Origin of the sequence: Sphingomonas sp. FUKUSWIS1 (assembly GCF_000733135.1) — a bacterium.
Taxonomy (GTDB): domain Bacteria; phylum Pseudomonadota; class Alphaproteobacteria; order Sphingomonadales; family Sphingomonadaceae; genus Sphingomonas; species Sphingomonas aerolata.
In genome coordinates this window covers 62981-77928 of record NZ_JPJC01000206.1, presented here as the reverse complement: position 1 = coordinate 77928, position 14948 = coordinate 62981, and the positions used below count along the sequence as shown (strand labels likewise).

The following is a 14948-nucleotide window of genomic DNA, read 5'->3' as shown; positions in this document are numbered from 1 at the left end:
CCCGCCGATCCGCGCCCCGGCAAGCGGCGGCGTGGCGGGGGCCGCGCTCGTATCGGGCGCAGAGGGGCTGCACGCCGCGAGCGCGAGGGCGGCGAGAAGGGCGGGGCGTCGATTGGTCATGATACAGCCAGCCTTGATCTGTTAGCCCGTGCGGCGCAAGCGTCGCACATCACCCGCGTCCCGAGGATCTATCGATGTCGTATATCCGCCAGTGCCCCGCCCTGACGACGGGCGCCAAGACCATGGGCGCCCTGTTGATGGGAGCCGTGATCGCGCTTCCCGCCGCCACCGTGATCGCCCCGCGTGCCGCGCATGCGCAGAACCAGTCGGAGGGATATAAATTCCTGAACGCAGTGCGCGAGTCGAAGAACAACGAGGTTCTCGAGATGCTCGGACGTCCGGGCAGCAGCATCGTCAACGCACGCGACGTCTCGACAGGCGAGGGTGCGCTGCACATCGTCATCAAACGTGCCGACGAGACCTATCTGCGGTTCCTGCTGCAAAAGGGCGCCGACGCCAATCTGCGCGACGGCAAGGGCAACACGCCGCTGCTGCTCGCGGTGACGCTCGGCCAGACCGACATGATCCCGATCCTGACCGCCGCCGGCGCCAATCCGAACCTTGCCAATTCGGCAGGAGAGACTCCGTTGATCCGCGCCGTTCAGCGCCGCGACATCGCCATGATCCGCGTGCTGCTCAACGAAAATGCGGATCCCGATCAGGCGGATATCATCGCCGGCATGTCGGCCCGCGATTATGCTAAGCAGGACGGCCGCAACGTCGTGGTGACCAAGCTGCTGGCCGATGCGCCGAAGAAGACCCGCAAGGCGGTCTCGGGACCGAAATTCTGACGACCACGTCGCCGGCCGGCTGATCCTGCCGCGTATCGGGAGGATCAGCCGCCAGCCGGATCAGAAGGCGAGACCGGCGGCGTCGGGATCGACCTGTGCGATCAGACGGCGCGCGGCGCGTCTTGCAAAGGCCAAAGTGCACCGCTTGCGGACATGCGCGGGCAGGGGGGTCGTATGCGCCTCACGGACGATCGCGGCGTCATAGCGGTCAGCGACGATGATCCCGGTACGTTCGGGCAGAAACGCCGCCCCCTGCAGCGGCCGCATGTCGAACCCGGCCGGCACCGCCCAGAAATAGCGATCGCAATGCCCGAGATACTCAGGCCATTTGCCATCCCCGACCAGATCCGCGCGCGACACCTTGATCTCGACGACGACGATCTGCCCGCGGGCATCGATCGCCATCAGATCGGCGCGACGCCCCCCGTCGAGGGGAACCTCCGCCATCGCGGTCAGGTCGTGGCGCAACAACATCCGGATCACGCCGCGTGCCACGTCGGCGGCACATAGGGGCGATCCGGGTTCGTCGATGCAGGAGTCCGGGGGGTTGTCGAGCATGCGCCAGAAATAGAACAATCCGCGAACGACGCAAGCGCGTTCACGGACTGTTTATAGCGTTGGCGATGCAGGTGGGATGCTGATCATGAACCGGACCTTGTCCGGATCGGCTGTCGATCAGCGATAGAAGACGTGGTTGCCGATCGAAGCGACCTTGATAACGCGGCCTGCTGGGCGGCGATCGGCGGTGTTGAAATACAGCGCCTTCTCGGCCGGGCTGTTCCACGCATCGGCCAGTGCGACCTTCGCGACGGCGATGGCGGTGCGGTACGACGTGCCCTTGTTGATCGCGGGGATCTGGCCGCCGCGAACAAAGCTGAACTGGCCGCGCTGCTTGACGACGTCGCAGACGTCGGCGGGGAAACGACCCGACTTGGCGCGGTTGATGATGACTTCGGCGACGGCGAGCTGGCCGGTGAGGGGCTCGCCCTTGGATTCAAAATAGATGGCGCCGGCAAGGCACTGGAGCGCTTCGTCGGCGGCGGCGCTATCCTGCGCGGCAACGGCCTGGGCGAGCGTTTCGAATTCTTCGTCTTCGATCTCGGCCGACGTCTGGACGGCGGTCGGTGCAGCGGGCTCGACGGCGGTGACGGGCGTCACGGCGGGAACGGTCTGCGGAACATTCTGAGAGGAGAGGGCGTTTATATTTGCGAGTGCGGTAAGGCTGGCGGTCGAGCGATCGACGCCGGTCGCCTGGCTGGGCGCGCTGTTGCCGAACAGGCCGGCGAGAGAGAAGGTCATGACCGCAATCGTTGCGGCCCGCTGCAAAATCGTCATTCAAACTTATTCAGATGCGGTTGGACCACGGAACCAATCGTACGAGCCGATCGTCCAGGCATCCCCCCGACTGCGTAACTGATCCGGATCGCACCCGTCCCAGCACAACGCCAATCAATGTTGAATATCCCCTCTATCGGGGGGACTTTGGAGTCAATCGGCCAGGATCGTTTCAGCGGCGAACCGTTCCGCCGCTGCGACATCCACCTCGATCACCCAGAGATCCGGGTCGCGCGACCGCCGTCGACGCCAATAGCCGTCGAGGTCTTCGGACGGAGTCGAGTCGATCAGCGCCGTTCGCCCGTCGGCGCCGATCCCGCGCTCGAGCAGGCGGGGCAGGGCGCCCCGATCGATGGCGACCACTAGGATTGCGCCGCTTTGCGCGTCCCCTTTGGCGAGCACCGCGCCAAAACCGCCCGCGTCGTTGACCCGTCGCAGCAGCGCACTGACGAGGACGCCGCTGGGAAGACGGCCGCTCATCGCAGGACGATCACGGCAGCGGGCGCGGCGAGACGCGGTATCCGGGAAGCCCGGCCAGGGCGATCCGCGAGCGCATGAATGTACCCGTACCTCGCGCCGCCTCCTCCCCCTCGGCGTCGATCAGCCGGGCATCGGCGACGAACACGCGGCGCTTCCCGCTGATCCAGCGGCCTTCGGCGATGACCGGCCCCGCCTTTAACGGGCGGGTCAGCAGCAGGTTGAACGCGGTCGTCAGGAGAAAGCGATCGGTGACGAGACTGTTGGCGGCATAGAAGGCGGCATCGTCGAGCATCTTGAAATAGCTCGTCCCGTGCGCGGCACCGCCGGCGTGATAATGACGTTCGTCGATCGTGAACCGGATCCGCGCAACGCCGGCCTCCGGTATCTCGAGCGTCGATTCGAAGAAGCGGTTGATCGGCGCACAGGCGTAGAGCGATTCCAGCGCACGAAAATGTGCCTCGGCGCCGGCGGAGGCCAGTTCAGGCGGCATCGCGGACCGCATCGGCGGTGAACAGCGCATAGAGCGCATCGGTCGAACCCGCACCGCGCAGCTTGTCCAGGAACAGCTTGTCGCGCAGCCGGCGCGATATCCGCACCAGTGCCTTCAGATGAACCGCGCCGGCATCGGTCGGCGACAACAGCATGAAGACGAGATCGACGGGCAGATCGTCGACGGCCTGAAAATCGATCGGCTGCGCCAGTCGCGCGAACACAGCCGTAACCTGCGTCAGTCCGTCGAGTTTGGCATGGGGAATCGCGACACCACCGCCAAATCCCGTCGAACCCAGCTTTTCGCGGGCAATCAGACGGTCCGCGATAGTTTTTGCGTCGCCTTCGACAATGTCGGCAGCAAGCGTGGCGACATGGTGAAGCACGGCCTTTTTGTTTGCCGCGACCATGCCGGTCAGGACCGCGTCCGGACGCAGCATATCACTGAAGTCATTCATGCTGTTCATGTCTCAAAGCGCCCCCGCACGCCCCGCCTTAACGGTTTGCACGGGGGCGTAAAGCGCAGCGTCACAACAGCTGTTGCGGCTCGCGCGCTCTATTATGGTGCGGCGGATGCGGAGCGTTGCGGTTCGACCCAGCCGATCGTGCCGTCACCGCGGCGATAAACCATGTTATGCGCGCCAGTACCCGCATTCATGAACAATAGTGCGGCTGTATTGCGAAGATCCAGCATCATCACCGCGTCGGATACGCTGGCCTCGGGGATGTCGACGCGCGTCTCGGCAATGATCAGGGGCGCATCGGGGGCATCGTCCTCGGTGACCTGCTCCTGAAACAGCGTATAGCTTGCATTGTCATAGCCGTTGCTTTCCGCGATCGCCACGGCTTCACCGGCATGGCGATCCTTCAGGCGGCGCATATAGCGGCGAAGCTGGGTTTCGATCTTGGCCGCGGCGCTGTCGAACGCGGCACGGGCGTCATAGGCATCGGCATGGCCCTTGAGCACCAGCCCCTTCATGACATGCGCGACGATATCGCATTTGAAGCCGGCATCATGCGGCCCCTTGCCGAACGTGACCTCGGCGGAAATGGCGCGCGAGAAATACTTGTCGGCGATACCCTGGAGTCGGTCTTCCACATGGCTGTTGAGCGCATCGCCAGTGGCGACCTGATGACCAGAAATCCGGATATCCATTATCGTCTCCTTCTCATCGGACGGTCCTATTGGCTCCGTCCGCCCGGCGTCATCCGGACGCCACGGCCCCCCAAATCGGATCCTTGATCCCCTTCATAAACGCGGCATGGGCCGCAAGGTCTCCCTCGCTGACCGTGAAAACACGCGGTTGCCGAACGACACGAGGCGCCGGTGCGACGACCGGAGTCGCGGCGGTGACGGTTCGCTCGCTGAGCAGGCCGAGACCGATCTGGCGACCACCCAACAGCTCGACATAGACCTGCGCCAGAAGCTGCGCGTCGAGCAGCGCGCCGTGGAGAACGCGGTGACTCCGATCGATCCCGAACCGCGAACACAGCGCATCAAGCGAATGCTTCGCGCCCGGATGACGGCTGCGGGCGATCTGCAGCGTATCGATCATCCGGTTCAGGTGAATGATCGGCCGTCCGCATTTGACGAGTTCGCCGTTGAGAAACGAGAAATCGAAGCTCGCATTATGGGCGATCATCGGCGCATCGCCGACGAAATCGAGCAGGTCCGCCACGCCGTCGCCGAACCGCGGCTTGTCGGCGAGAAACGCCTGGCTCAGCCCGTGGACGTTGAACGCCTCGACCGGCATGTCCCGTTCGGGATGGTAATAGGCGTGGAAAGTGCGCCCGGTCTCGACCCGGTTGACCATCTCGACACAGCCGATCTCGACCATGCGATCGCCACCGGAAAAGCTGAGGCCGGTGGTTTCGGTATCGAAGACGATCTCACGCATCCGGCTGTTATCGGCGCTCACGTCCCGTCACGCAAGCGATCACCGCACGAACCTGCGCGCGGGTTTCGTCGAAGCTCGTGTCGGTGCGAATGACATGATCGGCACGCGCGCGTTTCTCGGAATCGGGTGTCTGGCGGGCGAGGATCGCGGCGAAACGCTCGACGGTCATGCCGGGGCGGGCGAGCACGCGGGCCCGCTGGACCTCGGCGGCGGCGGTCACGACGACGATACAGTCGACTCGCGCGTCACCACCGGTTTCGAACAACAGCGGCACGTCGAACACGACGAGTGCGCCGGCATGAGAATCGAGAAACGCCTGACGCTCCTCACCGACCGCGGGATGCACGATCGCCTCGAGACGGCGGATCGCATCGTCGTCGCCGAACACCGCCGCCCCCAGGCGTGTACGGTCGACCGCGCCGTCCTGGACGGTGCCGGGAAACGCGGCGCCGATCGGTGCGACGAGTCGGCCGCCGACACTCTGCAGCTGGTGGACCGTCGCATCGGCGTCGAAGACGGGGACGCCTTCCTCCGCGAACATCGCGGCGACGGCGGATTTGCCCATGCCGATCGACCCGGTAAGCCCGATGATCATGCGGTGAGCAGCGCGCGCAAGGCCTCGTCGCGGTCCCGCGGGGGTTCCACGTGGAACAAAATCTCAAACGCGACCGCCGCCTGACCTATCAGCATCTCGAGCCCGTCGACGGTTTCGAGATCGCGCGCGCGGGCGGCCTTGAGCAGTCCGGTCTCGAGCGGCGCGTAGACGATGTCATACACGAGCGAGTCGGGATCGAGCGCGCCGAGATCGAGGTCGAGGGGCGGCTGGCCGGCCATGCCGAGGATGCTCGCATTGACCAGCAGCCGCGACGGCGGGACCGCCGGACCGATCGGCAGCGCCTGTCCCTTGAGCCCGAATGTCGACAGCAACGCCGCCGCCTTCAAAGGATTGCGGTTGAGGATCGTCACCGGACCGACGCCCATGCGCGACAGGGCGAAGAGGATCGCCCGCGCCGCGCCGCCTGCACCGATCACCGTGACGGGCTGGCCGGCGATATCGAGATCATCGATCGGCGCCCAGAACCCCGCGGCATCGGTATTTGTACCGATGCAGTCGCCGGCGGAGTTGCGGAAGACGGTATTGACCGCGCCGATCGACCCCCGGACGTCGCCGGGGTCGCACACGTGGTCGAGCGCCGCCAGCTTGTGCGGCATCGTGATATTGCAGCCCCGCCATGCGGGATCGCTCTTCCGCTCGGCGAAATAGGCCGGAAGCTCTTCCGCGGTGACGTGCTGGTGCCGGTACTCGGCGTCGATCCCGAGCGCGTCGAGCCAGAAGCCGTGGATCAGCGGCGATTTCGATTGAGCGATCGGATCGCCGATCACTTCGGCATAGGGGCGAGGGGTCATTCAGAGCTCCATAAGATCCCGGGCTGGCTGGCCGGCGTTCGACGCCGCCCACCGCGCATCGATCGCGTGTAATCGATACCGCCGGGATTGCCAGACGAACGCCGATGCCCGTCAGCGGCCCACGCGCTAGGCGGGGAGTGCACCGCGGGTCCGGAGAAAATCGAGCACGTTAAGCAGCGGCATGCCGAGAACGGTGAACTGGCTGCCGTCGATCTTCGTGAAGAGCTGCGCGCCCGGACCCTCGATCCGGTAACAGCCGACACACCCCGCGATCGCAGGCCACTCGGCATCGAGATAGGTTTCGATAAACGCGTCGGACAGCGGCCGGACATGCATCCGCGCGCGTTCGACATGGCGCCACACCGGTCGGCCATTCTCCGCGATGACCGCCGCGCTCCACAGGTCATGATGCGTGCCCGACATCCGTCGCAGATGCGCGGCCGCGTCATCGCGATCGACCGGTTTGTCGAGGATCGTGCCATCCTCCAGCGCGACGAGCGAGTCGCTGCCAAGGACGAAATGCCCCGGCATCCGCGTCGAGACCTTCGTTGCCTTGAGCTCGGCAAGCGCGTCGGCCAGATCGCGCGGCGAGAGCGTGACCAGGGCCGCCTTCGCCGCATCCTCGTCGACACCCGCAAAGGTCGCATCGAACGCGACGCCCGCCGCAGTGAGCATCGCGCGACGCGACGCACTCTGCGACGCGAGAATCAGGAAGCTCATGCCTCGGGCCGGCGCTGGTTGCACAGCGCGATGATCGCCGCCGCGGTTTCCTCGATCGACCGCCGTGTCACGTCGATCACCGGCCAGCCATTGTCCGCGAACATCCGCCGCGCAAAGGCGAGTTCGCGCATCACGGCCTCTTCCTCGACATAGGAGGTGTCCGGTGCCTGATGCAGCGACAGCAGCCGGTTGCGGCGCACCTGGATCAGCCGGTCGGCGCTGGTCGTCAGCCCGACGATCAGCGGCTTTCGCAAGGCGTAGAGGATCTTCGGCGGCGGGCTTTCGACGACGATCGGGATGTTCGCGGTCTTGTAGCCGCGGTTGGCAAGATAGATCGAGGTCGGCGTCTTCGACGAGCGCGAGACGCCGGCGAGGACGATATCGGCCTCCTCCCATTCTTCCCACGCGATCCCGTCGTCATGTGCGATCGTCCACTGGATCGCGTCGACACGCGCGAAATAGGCGGCGTCGAGGACGTGTTGACGACCCGGCCGCGCCTTGGCCTGCTGACCCAGCAGTCCCGACAGTGCATCGTTGACCGGATCGAGCGGCGCGACCGCGGGCAGCCCGAGTGCAAGGCAGCGTTGTTCGAGGATCCGCCGCGTCGCGGGGTTCACCAGGGTGAAGATCACGAGCCCGGGATTCTGCGCGACCTCCTGAAGGATGCGCTCGAGATGTGCCTCGGTGCGGACCATCGGCCAGAAATGGCGGACGGTCTCGACATCGTCATATTGCGCGAGCGCGGCTTTGGCGATGTTCTCCAGCGTCTCGCCCGTCGAGTCCGACAGCAGGTGAAGATGGAGCCGTATCATAGGTCGCGTAGCCCTGCCGCGAGGGGCCATCGGAATGAATCTGTGGATAACATGCGGATAAGGGCTAGCGTAACTCACGCCTCCCGCCAAGCGGGCCGGTCGCTGTGGATAAGTCACCTTTTATCCACAGGGCCGCGCACAGCCCGAAAAGTTATCCACAGGCTGTGGGTTGCGGGAACGGTTGAATCGAATCAGCGCGTTTGTACGGGTGTGCAGAGGTCAAGCTGTTGGCATTTCCGGGATCACCGCATAAGTCCCGTGATCAACCGCCCAACCACTGCAACAACCTCTTTCTTGAATCTTCTTATAGTAGAAGAAGGGTGCTCCGCTGACCGATCCGACCCCCAATATGCCGACTTTCAAGCCGCTTCTGGCGACATTGCGCGGCGACCGTCAGGCAACTCCGCCGCTGTGGTTGATGCGCCAGGCCGGGCGCTATCTTCCCGAATATCGCGCGCTCAGGGCGGAAAAGGGCGGGTTCCTCGCGCTCGCGACCGATCCCGCGGCTGCGGCCGAGGTGACGCTGCAGCCGATCCGCCGGTTCGGCTTCGACGGCTCGATCCTGTTCTCGGACATCCTGATGATTCCCTGGGCGCTGGGGCAGGATCTGAGCTTCGGTGTGGGCGAGGGACCGCGGCTCGAACCCGCGCTGGTCGATCATGCGCTCGATCGCCTGCAGTCGGTGCTGGAGCGGCTGGAGCCGGTCTACGAGACCGTCACGCGGGTTGCCGAGGCCTTGCCGCCCGAGACGACGTTCCTGGGCTTTGCGGGGTCTCCCTGGACGGTCGCGACCTATATGGTGGCGGGCAAGGGCAGCAAGGATCAGGGCGAGACCCGGCGTTTCGCCTATCGCGATCCGGCAGCCTTCGGAGCGATCATTGATGCGATCGCGGACAACACCGTCGAGTATCTCGTCCGCCAGATCGAGGCGGGGGTCGATGCGGTCCAGTTGTTCGACAGCTGGTCGGGATCGCTGTCGCCCGCGCAGTTTGAACGCTGGGTGATCTCGCCGACCGCGCGGATCATCGACGAACTCCATGCGCGCTGCCCCGGCGTGCCGGTGATCGGCTTTCCGAAGGGGGCAGGGGGCAAGCTCCCCGCTTATGCGCGCGAGACGGGTGCGGATGCGATCGGGCTCGACGAGACGGTCGATCCGGTCTGGGCGCATGCGTCGCTGCCCGCCGACCTGCCGGTGCAGGGCAATCTCGATCCGCTCGCGCTGATCGCGGGCGGTGCGGATCTCGATGCGGCGATCGACCGGATTCTCGGGGCGTTCGGTGATCGTCCGCACGTCTTCAATCTGGGGCACGGTATCCTGCCCGACACGCCGATCGCGCATGTCGAGCAACTGATCGCCCGCGTCAGGAGCACGACATGAGCGGTTTTCTCGGGGCGGCCTATGACTGGGTAAAGGCCGCACACCTGATCTTCGTGATCTTCTGGATGGCGGGGCTGTTCATGCTACCGCGCTATCTCGTCTATCATCAGGAGGCGCTGGCCGCGGGCAATGCAGCGGAGGCGGCGAGCTGGATCGAGCGCGAGGGCAAGATCCGCAAGATCATCCTGACCCCGGCAATGATCGTCGTCTGGGTGCTGGGACTCGCGCTGGCACTAAACCTCGGGCTGGCGGACGGCGCGCCGGGGCTGGGGTGGCTGCATCTCAAGCTGCTGCTGGTGTTCCTGCTGACGGGTTATCATGGCTGGACGGTCGGCTATGCGAAGAAGCTCGCGGCCGGGAAGCCGACGCTGACGGGCAAGCAGTTGCGGATGCTCAATGAGATCCCTGCGCTGGCGGTGACGCTCATCGTCGTGCTGGTGATCGTCAAGCCGTTCTGAACACCCACGTCATCCTGGACTTGATCCAGGATCCGGAGCGGCGGAGGACACCGTTTGTGGCTCTGGATACTGGGTCGAGCCGAGGATGACGGCGAGGGCGGTCGCCCCGTCTCTGCTTGACTAACCGCCCCCCCAATTCTACCCCGATTCCCAGCACGGCCTCCTGGCGTCCTGCCCGGTCGTGTGGTCCTGCCTGTTCGGCTCGCCCAGTTCCGCTTTCCAGCGCACCCGCAGACCGAACCTGTTCCCGTTGATCGCTATCCGGAAATCCCCATGCATCTCAAAGACCTGAAGAAGAAGAAGCCCGCCGAGCTGGTCCAGCTGGCCGAGGAACTGGGGGTCGAGAGCGCCTCGACGCTGCGCAAGCAGGACCTGTTGTTCGCGATCCTGAAGGTGCAGGCGGACAATGGCGACCAGATCATGGGACTCGGCACGATCGAAGTGCTGCCCGATGGTTTCGGCTTCCTCCGCTCGCCCGAGTCCAACTATCTCGCCGGGCCCGACGACATCTACATCTCGCCGAACCAGGTGCGGAAGTTCGGCCTGCGCACCGGTGACACGGTCGAGGGCGAGATTCGCGGGCCGAAGGATGGCGAACGCTATTTCTCGCTGGTGAAGCTCACGGCTGTCAATTTCGACGACCCCGACGTCGTTCGCCACCGCGTCAACTTCGACAATCTCACGCCGCTCTATCCTGAGAGCAAGCTGACGCTCGATCCCGCCGACCCGACCGTCAAGGACAAGTCAGCGCGGGTGATCGACATCGTGTCGCCGCAGGGCAAGGGCCAGCGCACGCTGATCGTCGCCCCGCCGCGCGTCGGCAAGACGGTCATGTTGCAGAACATGGCCAAGGCGATCACCGACAATCACCCCGAGGTGTTCCTGATCGTCCTGCTGATCGACGAGCGTCCCGAGGAAGTCACCGACATGCAGCGCAGCGTGAAGGGCGAGGTCGTCAGCTCGACGTTCGACGAACCCGCGCAGCGCCACGTGCAGGTCGCCGAGATGGTGATCGAAAAGGCTAAACGCCTGGTCGAGCACAAGAAGGACGTGGTGATCCTGCTCGATTCGATCACCCGTCTGGGTCGTGCCTACAACACCGTCGTGCCGTCGTCAGGCAAGGTCCTGACGGGTGGTGTCGATGCGAACGCACTGCAGCGTCCGAAGCGCTTCTTCGGTGCGGCGCGCAACATCGAGGAGGGCGGCTCGCTCTCGATCATCGCCACCGCGCTGATCGACACGGGCAGCCGCATGGACGAGGTGATCTTCGAGGAGTTCAAGGGCACCGGCAACTCGGAAATCGTGCTCGACCGCAAGGTCGCGGACAAGCGCATCTTCCCGGCGCTCGACGTCGGCAAGTCGGGTACCCGCAAGGAAGAACTGCTGGTCGACAAGGCCAAGCTCTCCAAAATGTGGGTGCTGCGTCGTATCCTCATGCAGATGGGCACGATCGACGCGATGGAGTTCCTGCTCGACAAGATGAAGGATTCGAAGACCAACGAGAATTTCTTCGACAGCATGAATCAGTGATCGAATGCGGCCCGCTGCACGCTGCAGCGGGACTCGCATCGATCCGGCCGGCGGGGTACCGCCCCGACCGACGACATGGGCTTCGCCCATGTCCGGCCAAGTACACCGACCCAAAATGCGGCACGCGAGAGCAATGGCTTTCGTGTGCCGCTTTGCTATGAAACCCATTGAAATCCGCCATCTCCGCACGTCGGTGGTGGCCCGTCACCGGGAGCTGACATCTTGAGTATCATCGCCATGCTGGCCACCGCCGCATCGGGAGTAACCGGACCCGGTTCACCGCTGGAAATCTGGCAGCACATCGTCGCCGACTTCTCCAATCTCGGCGACCCGAAGGCGCTGGCCGCGTTCGGATCGGTCCTGATGATCGACCTCGTCCTTGCCGGCGACAATGCGATCGTCGTCGGCGCGCTCGCCGCGGGGCTTCCTGCCGACCAGCGCAAGAAGGTCATCCTGATCGGCATCGGCGCCGCGCTCGTCCTGCGCATCTTCTTCGCGCTGATCGTGACGTGGCTGATGGGGATCGTCGGGCTGATCTTCGCGGGCGGCCTGCTGCTGCTGTGGGTCAGCTGGAAGTTCTGGCGTGAAATCCGCGAGGGTGCACAGAACGCCGGCTCCGAGGAAATCGAGGGTGACGAACGCTCGGGGATCAAATCCTCGAAGGGCTTTGCCAGCGCCGCCTGGGCGGTCGCGGTCGCCGACGTGTCGATGAGCCTCGACAATGTGCTCGCGGTCGCGGGCGCAGCGCGCGAGCATCCGGGGATCCTCGTGATCGGCCTGTTGCTGTCGGTCGCGATGATGGGCCTGGCAGCGAACTTCATCGCCCGGATCATCAACCGCTATCGCTGGATCGCCTATATCGGCCTGGCGGTGATCCTCGTGGTCGCGGTGAAGATGATCTACGAGGGCTGGACCGGTACCGGTGAAACGCTCGGGATCGTGTCGCTGCTCGGCTGATCGGGGCAGTGTCCGGATAAGGAAAAGGCCTCGCCGGGATCGTCCGGCGAGGCCTTTTTTTGTGGCGCTTGGTCGTTCGTCATGCCGCTTATAGTGCGTTCAGACACGACCCCCATCGTCATCTCCGCGGAGGCGGGGATCCATATCCTTCAAGGTCGGCGATCTTGTACCCACGCTAGCCAGTATGGATTCCCGCCTTTGCGGGAATGACGATGGGAGAGGCGTGCCTTTCAGCCCTCAGCCTAGATGCTCGGCAAAGAATGCAGCGGTGCGTTCGTCCGCCAGCTTGGCCGACGCATCCGATCGGCGCTCGCCGAACTCGGTCGCGAAGCCGTGATCCTCGCCCGCATAATCGTAGATCGTGACCTTGGGATGATCGTCGAGCCCGGCGTGCATCGCCGCCTGCGCGTCCTTGTCGACGAAGTGATCCTCCTCGGGGACGTGGAGCAGCACGGGGTTTGCGATGGCGTGCTTCTCGCCGAGCAGCCCGTCGATCCCGACGCCGTAATAGCCGACGCTCGCATCGATGTCGGTGCGCGCCGCGGTCATGAAGGCGAGGCGGCCACCGAGGCAATAGCCGACCGCGCCGACCTTGGCGCCGTCACCGAGTTCGCTGCGCGCGGCGCGGATCGTCGCCTCGATATCGGCGATACCCTTGTCCTGGTCGAACTGGCCCATGAGTTCGAGCGCGCGATCGAATTCGGGCTTCACGTCCGGGTCGAGCTCGATGCCCGGCTCCAGCCGCCAGAACAGGTCCGGGGCGATCGCGAGATAGCCGGCCTCGGCGAGCGTGTCGCACTTGCGGCGGATGCCGGCATTCACGCCGAAGATTTCCTGGATCACGACGATCGCGGCCTTGGGCGTGCCGGCGGGGACCGCGCGATAGGCGGTGAAGCTGCCGTCGCCCGCGAGCGTCGGGATGGTGGTGGTGTTGGTCATAGCAATCCTCCTTGCGGCCGTTCGAGATCGAGCAGCCGGGATTTTGTGATCGGGCCTTGGCCTGCGGAATACGCACCAAGCCCGCCCCCGGCTCCGAGAATTCGGTGGCAGGGGACGACGATCGGAAACGGATTGCGCGCACAGGCCTGGCCGATCGCACGCGGGCTGGACCGGATCGCCTGCGCGAGATCGCCATAGCTGGCGGTCCGGCCGTAAGGGACCTCAACGATCGCCTGGCGCAGCGCGTCGCCGCGGGGCGTCAGCGATGGCGCGAGCGGAAGGTCGAAGACGGTGAGACGGCCGGCAAAATACGCGTCGAGCTGGCGAAGCGCTTCGCGGATCACCGGGTTCATGGTCGCCTCGACGATGCCGTCCCGGTCGATCGCGATCGCGTCGATCCGGTCGGTGCTGCCGGTCACGCGGATCAGCCCGATAGGCGTTGCGATCGAGGCGGCATCCCGCGCATACATTGCCACGCTATGCCGTGCCCCGCCGTGCGGCTCAAGCGCCACCGAAAGGGCCGTCCATGAAGATGAACATCGAAATCGAATGCACGCCCGAAGAGGCCCGCCGCGCGGTCGGCCTGCCCGACCTGACACCGATTCATGATCGCTATGTCGCGATGATGATCGAGGCGATGCCAGGGCTCGGCGACGGGGCGATGCAGCCTGAGATGATCGAGACGATGATGCGCGGATGGCAGCCGATGGGCGAGGCGGGGATGGCGTTCTGGAAACGGATGTTCGACGGCGCGACGCAGACGGGCAAAACGGGCGGTTGAGTAACAGAATGACGACGATCTTTGCAGTGTCGAGCGGGCGCCCGCCCGCGGCGATCGCAGTGGTGCGGATATCGGGGCCCGAGGCGTTTGCGGCAGCGGTCGCGCTCGCCGGGCCGCTTCCTGCCGCGCGGCATGCCAGTTTGCGTGCTCTGCGTGATGCGAGCGGGATGATGCTCGATCGCGCATTGGTGATCGTCTTCCCGGGCCCGAACACCGCGACGGGCGAGGATCTGGTCGAGCTCCATTGTCATGGGGGGCGGGCGGTCATCGCTGCGGTTGAACGCACGCTTGCGGCAATGACCGGGTTACGACTGGCCGAGCCGGGCGAATTTACCCGCCGCGCGCTTGGTAACGGACGCATCGACCTGACCCAGGCCGAAGGGCTGGCGGATCTGCTCGAGGCCGAAACCGAGGCGCAGCGTGTTGCCGCGATCACCGCGACCGAGGGGCGGGTGAGCCAGGCGGTGCGCGGCTGGATGGACGCGGTCGCGATGCTGTCCGCACGGATCGAGGCGATGCTCGACTTTGCCGACGAGGATGACGTGACGAGCGATGCGGCGGCCTTCGACGCGGTGCTCGCCGATCTCGCAGCGCTGGCGGCTGAGATCGAGATGGTGGTCGCGAGCCCCCCGGTCGAGCGGCTGAAAGACGGCCTTCGCGTCGTGATCGGCGGCCCGCCCAACAGCGGGAAATCGACGTTGCTCAATCTGATGGGGGAGCGCGATGCCGCGATCGTCTCGCCGATCTCTGGGACGACGCGTGATCGCATCGATGTCCCGGTCCTGCGGAACGGGGTCGCCTATGTCCTGACTGATACCGCTGGTCTGATCGATACGCTCGATCCGATCGAGGCGATCGGCGTCGCCCGGGCGGAGACCGCGATGGAGACGGCGGACCTGCTGCTGTGGCTGGC

General features: G+C 65.1%; 20 protein-coding genes. 7 read left to right on the top strand and 13 right to left on the bottom strand.

The genetic code is table 11. From position 1 onward, the window contains the following. The first annotated feature begins 194 nt into the window (after nt 1–194). On the top strand, nt 195–851 hold the full coding sequence (locus tag sphsw_RS12555) for an ankyrin repeat domain-containing protein (RefSeq protein WP_235188389.1): 657 nt from the start codon (nt 195–197) through the stop codon (nt 849–851). 60 nt (nt 852–911) lie between these two features. On the opposite strand, the gene sphsw_RS12550 is transcribed toward sphsw_RS12555, so the two are convergent. The 11 genes from sphsw_RS12550 to sphsw_RS12500 all read right to left on the bottom strand — a co-directional run bounded on the left by sphsw_RS12550 (nt 912) and on the right by sphsw_RS12500 (nt 7992). Further along, nucleotides 912–1409: an MmcB family DNA repair protein gene (locus sphsw_RS12550; RefSeq protein WP_031440913.1), complete on the bottom strand. Its 498-nt coding sequence runs from the start codon at nt 1407–1409 to the stop codon at nt 912–914. Nucleotides 1410–1526: 117 nt separating this feature from the next. Beyond that, nucleotides 1527–2150, bottom strand: coding sequence for a cell wall hydrolase (locus sphsw_RS12545; RefSeq protein ID WP_235188388.1), 624 nt, complete (start codon nt 2148–2150; stop codon nt 1527–1529). A 189-nt stretch (nt 2151–2339) separates the two neighbouring features. Beyond that, nucleotides 2340–2666 carry a DUF1491 family protein gene (locus sphsw_RS12540; protein WP_031440911.1) on the bottom strand — a complete coding sequence of 109 codons (327 nt, stop codon included), beginning with the start codon at nt 2664–2666 and terminating at the stop codon, nt 2340–2342. A gap of 10 nt (nt 2667–2676) precedes the next feature. Next, a complete protein-coding gene (locus sphsw_RS12535; protein WP_031395097.1) occupies nt 2677–3156 on the bottom strand; it encodes a PaaI family thioesterase in 480 nt (159 codons plus the stop codon). After that, nucleotides 3146–3613, bottom strand: a complete 468-nt coding sequence (locus sphsw_RS12530; protein WP_031440910.1) for a PTS sugar transporter subunit IIA — start codon at nt 3611–3613, stop codon at nt 3146–3148. Before sphsw_RS12530 ends, sphsw_RS12535 begins: the two co-directional genes overlap by 11 nt. A 101-nt stretch (nt 3614–3714) precedes the next feature. Further along, entirely contained in the window at nt 3715–4311 is a 597-nt protein-coding gene (gene hpf / locus sphsw_RS12525; RefSeq protein WP_031395099.1) for a ribosome hibernation-promoting factor, HPF/YfiA family, read from the bottom strand. Between the two features lie 49 nt (nt 4312–4360). Further along, nucleotides 4361–5053 carry a DNA polymerase III subunit epsilon gene (dnaQ, locus tag sphsw_RS12520; RefSeq protein WP_031395100.1) on the bottom strand — a complete coding sequence of 231 codons (693 nt, stop codon included), beginning with the start codon at nt 5051–5053 and terminating at the stop codon, nt 4361–4363. Between the two features lie 7 nt (nt 5054–5060). Then, entirely contained in the window at nt 5061–5648 is a 588-nt protein-coding gene (coaE, locus tag sphsw_RS12515) for a dephospho-CoA kinase (RefSeq protein WP_031440909.1), read from the bottom strand. Continuing rightward, complete coding sequence (locus sphsw_RS12510) at nt 5645–6460, bottom strand: shikimate dehydrogenase family protein (RefSeq protein WP_031440908.1); 816 nt, start codon at nt 6458–6460, stop codon at nt 5645–5647. The genes coaE and sphsw_RS12510 overlap by 4 nt, the downstream gene beginning before the upstream one ends. Nucleotides 6461–6586: 126 nt before the next feature. Continuing rightward, on the bottom strand, nt 6587–7180 hold the full coding sequence (locus sphsw_RS12505) for a Maf family protein (RefSeq protein WP_031440907.1): 594 nt from the start codon (nt 7178–7180) through the stop codon (nt 6587–6589). Continuing rightward, complete coding sequence (locus sphsw_RS12500; protein WP_031440906.1) at nt 7177–7992, bottom strand: pyruvate, water dikinase regulatory protein; 816 nt, start codon at nt 7990–7992, stop codon at nt 7177–7179. Before sphsw_RS12500 ends, sphsw_RS12505 begins: the two co-directional genes overlap by 4 nt. A gap of 349 nt (nt 7993–8341) precedes the next feature. Here sphsw_RS12500 and hemE point away from each other — a divergent pair, with 349 nt between their 5' ends. From hemE to sphsw_RS12480, 4 genes are all read left to right on the top strand, one after another. Further along, a complete protein-coding gene (gene hemE, locus sphsw_RS12495; protein WP_031440905.1) occupies nt 8342–9370 on the top strand; it encodes a uroporphyrinogen decarboxylase in 1029 nt (342 codons plus the stop codon). Beyond that, on the top strand, nt 9367–9828 hold the full coding sequence (locus tag sphsw_RS12490) for a CopD family protein (RefSeq protein WP_031440904.1): 462 nt from the start codon (nt 9367–9369) through the stop codon (nt 9826–9828). Before hemE ends, sphsw_RS12490 begins: the two co-directional genes overlap by 4 nt. 273 nt (nt 9829–10101) lie before the next feature. Beyond that, on the top strand, nt 10102–11358 hold the full coding sequence (gene rho / locus sphsw_RS12485) for a transcription termination factor Rho (protein ID WP_031395107.1): 1257 nt from the start codon (nt 10102–10104) through the stop codon (nt 11356–11358). Nucleotides 11359–11595: 237 nt separating this feature from the next. Beyond that, a complete protein-coding gene (locus sphsw_RS12480) occupies nt 11596–12315 on the top strand; it encodes a TerC family protein (RefSeq protein WP_031395108.1) in 720 nt (239 codons plus the stop codon). A gap of 237 nt (nt 12316–12552) precedes the next feature. Here sphsw_RS12480 and sphsw_RS12475 read toward each other — a convergent pair whose 3' ends face one another. Both sphsw_RS12475 and sphsw_RS12470 read right to left on the bottom strand, forming a co-directional pair. Then, entirely contained in the window at nt 12553–13254 is a 702-nt protein-coding gene (locus tag sphsw_RS12475) for a dienelactone hydrolase family protein (protein WP_031440903.1), read from the bottom strand. Next, entirely contained in the window at nt 13251–13724 is a 474-nt protein-coding gene (locus tag sphsw_RS12470; RefSeq protein WP_031440902.1) for a methylated-DNA--[protein]-cysteine S-methyltransferase, read from the bottom strand. Before sphsw_RS12470 ends, sphsw_RS12475 begins: the two co-directional genes overlap by 4 nt. A gap of 56 nt (nt 13725–13780) precedes the next feature. Here sphsw_RS12470 and sphsw_RS12465 point away from each other — a divergent pair, with 56 nt between their 5' ends. After that, nucleotides 13781–14035: a DUF6489 family protein gene (locus sphsw_RS12465; protein WP_031440901.1), complete on the top strand. Its 255-nt coding sequence runs from the start codon at nt 13781–13783 to the stop codon at nt 14033–14035. Between the two features lie 8 nt (nt 14036–14043). Beyond that, nucleotides 14044–14948: tRNA uridine-5-carboxymethylaminomethyl(34) synthesis GTPase MnmE (mnmE, locus tag sphsw_RS12460; RefSeq protein ID WP_042467193.1), on the top strand; the 905-nt coding region annotated here is incomplete at its 3' end.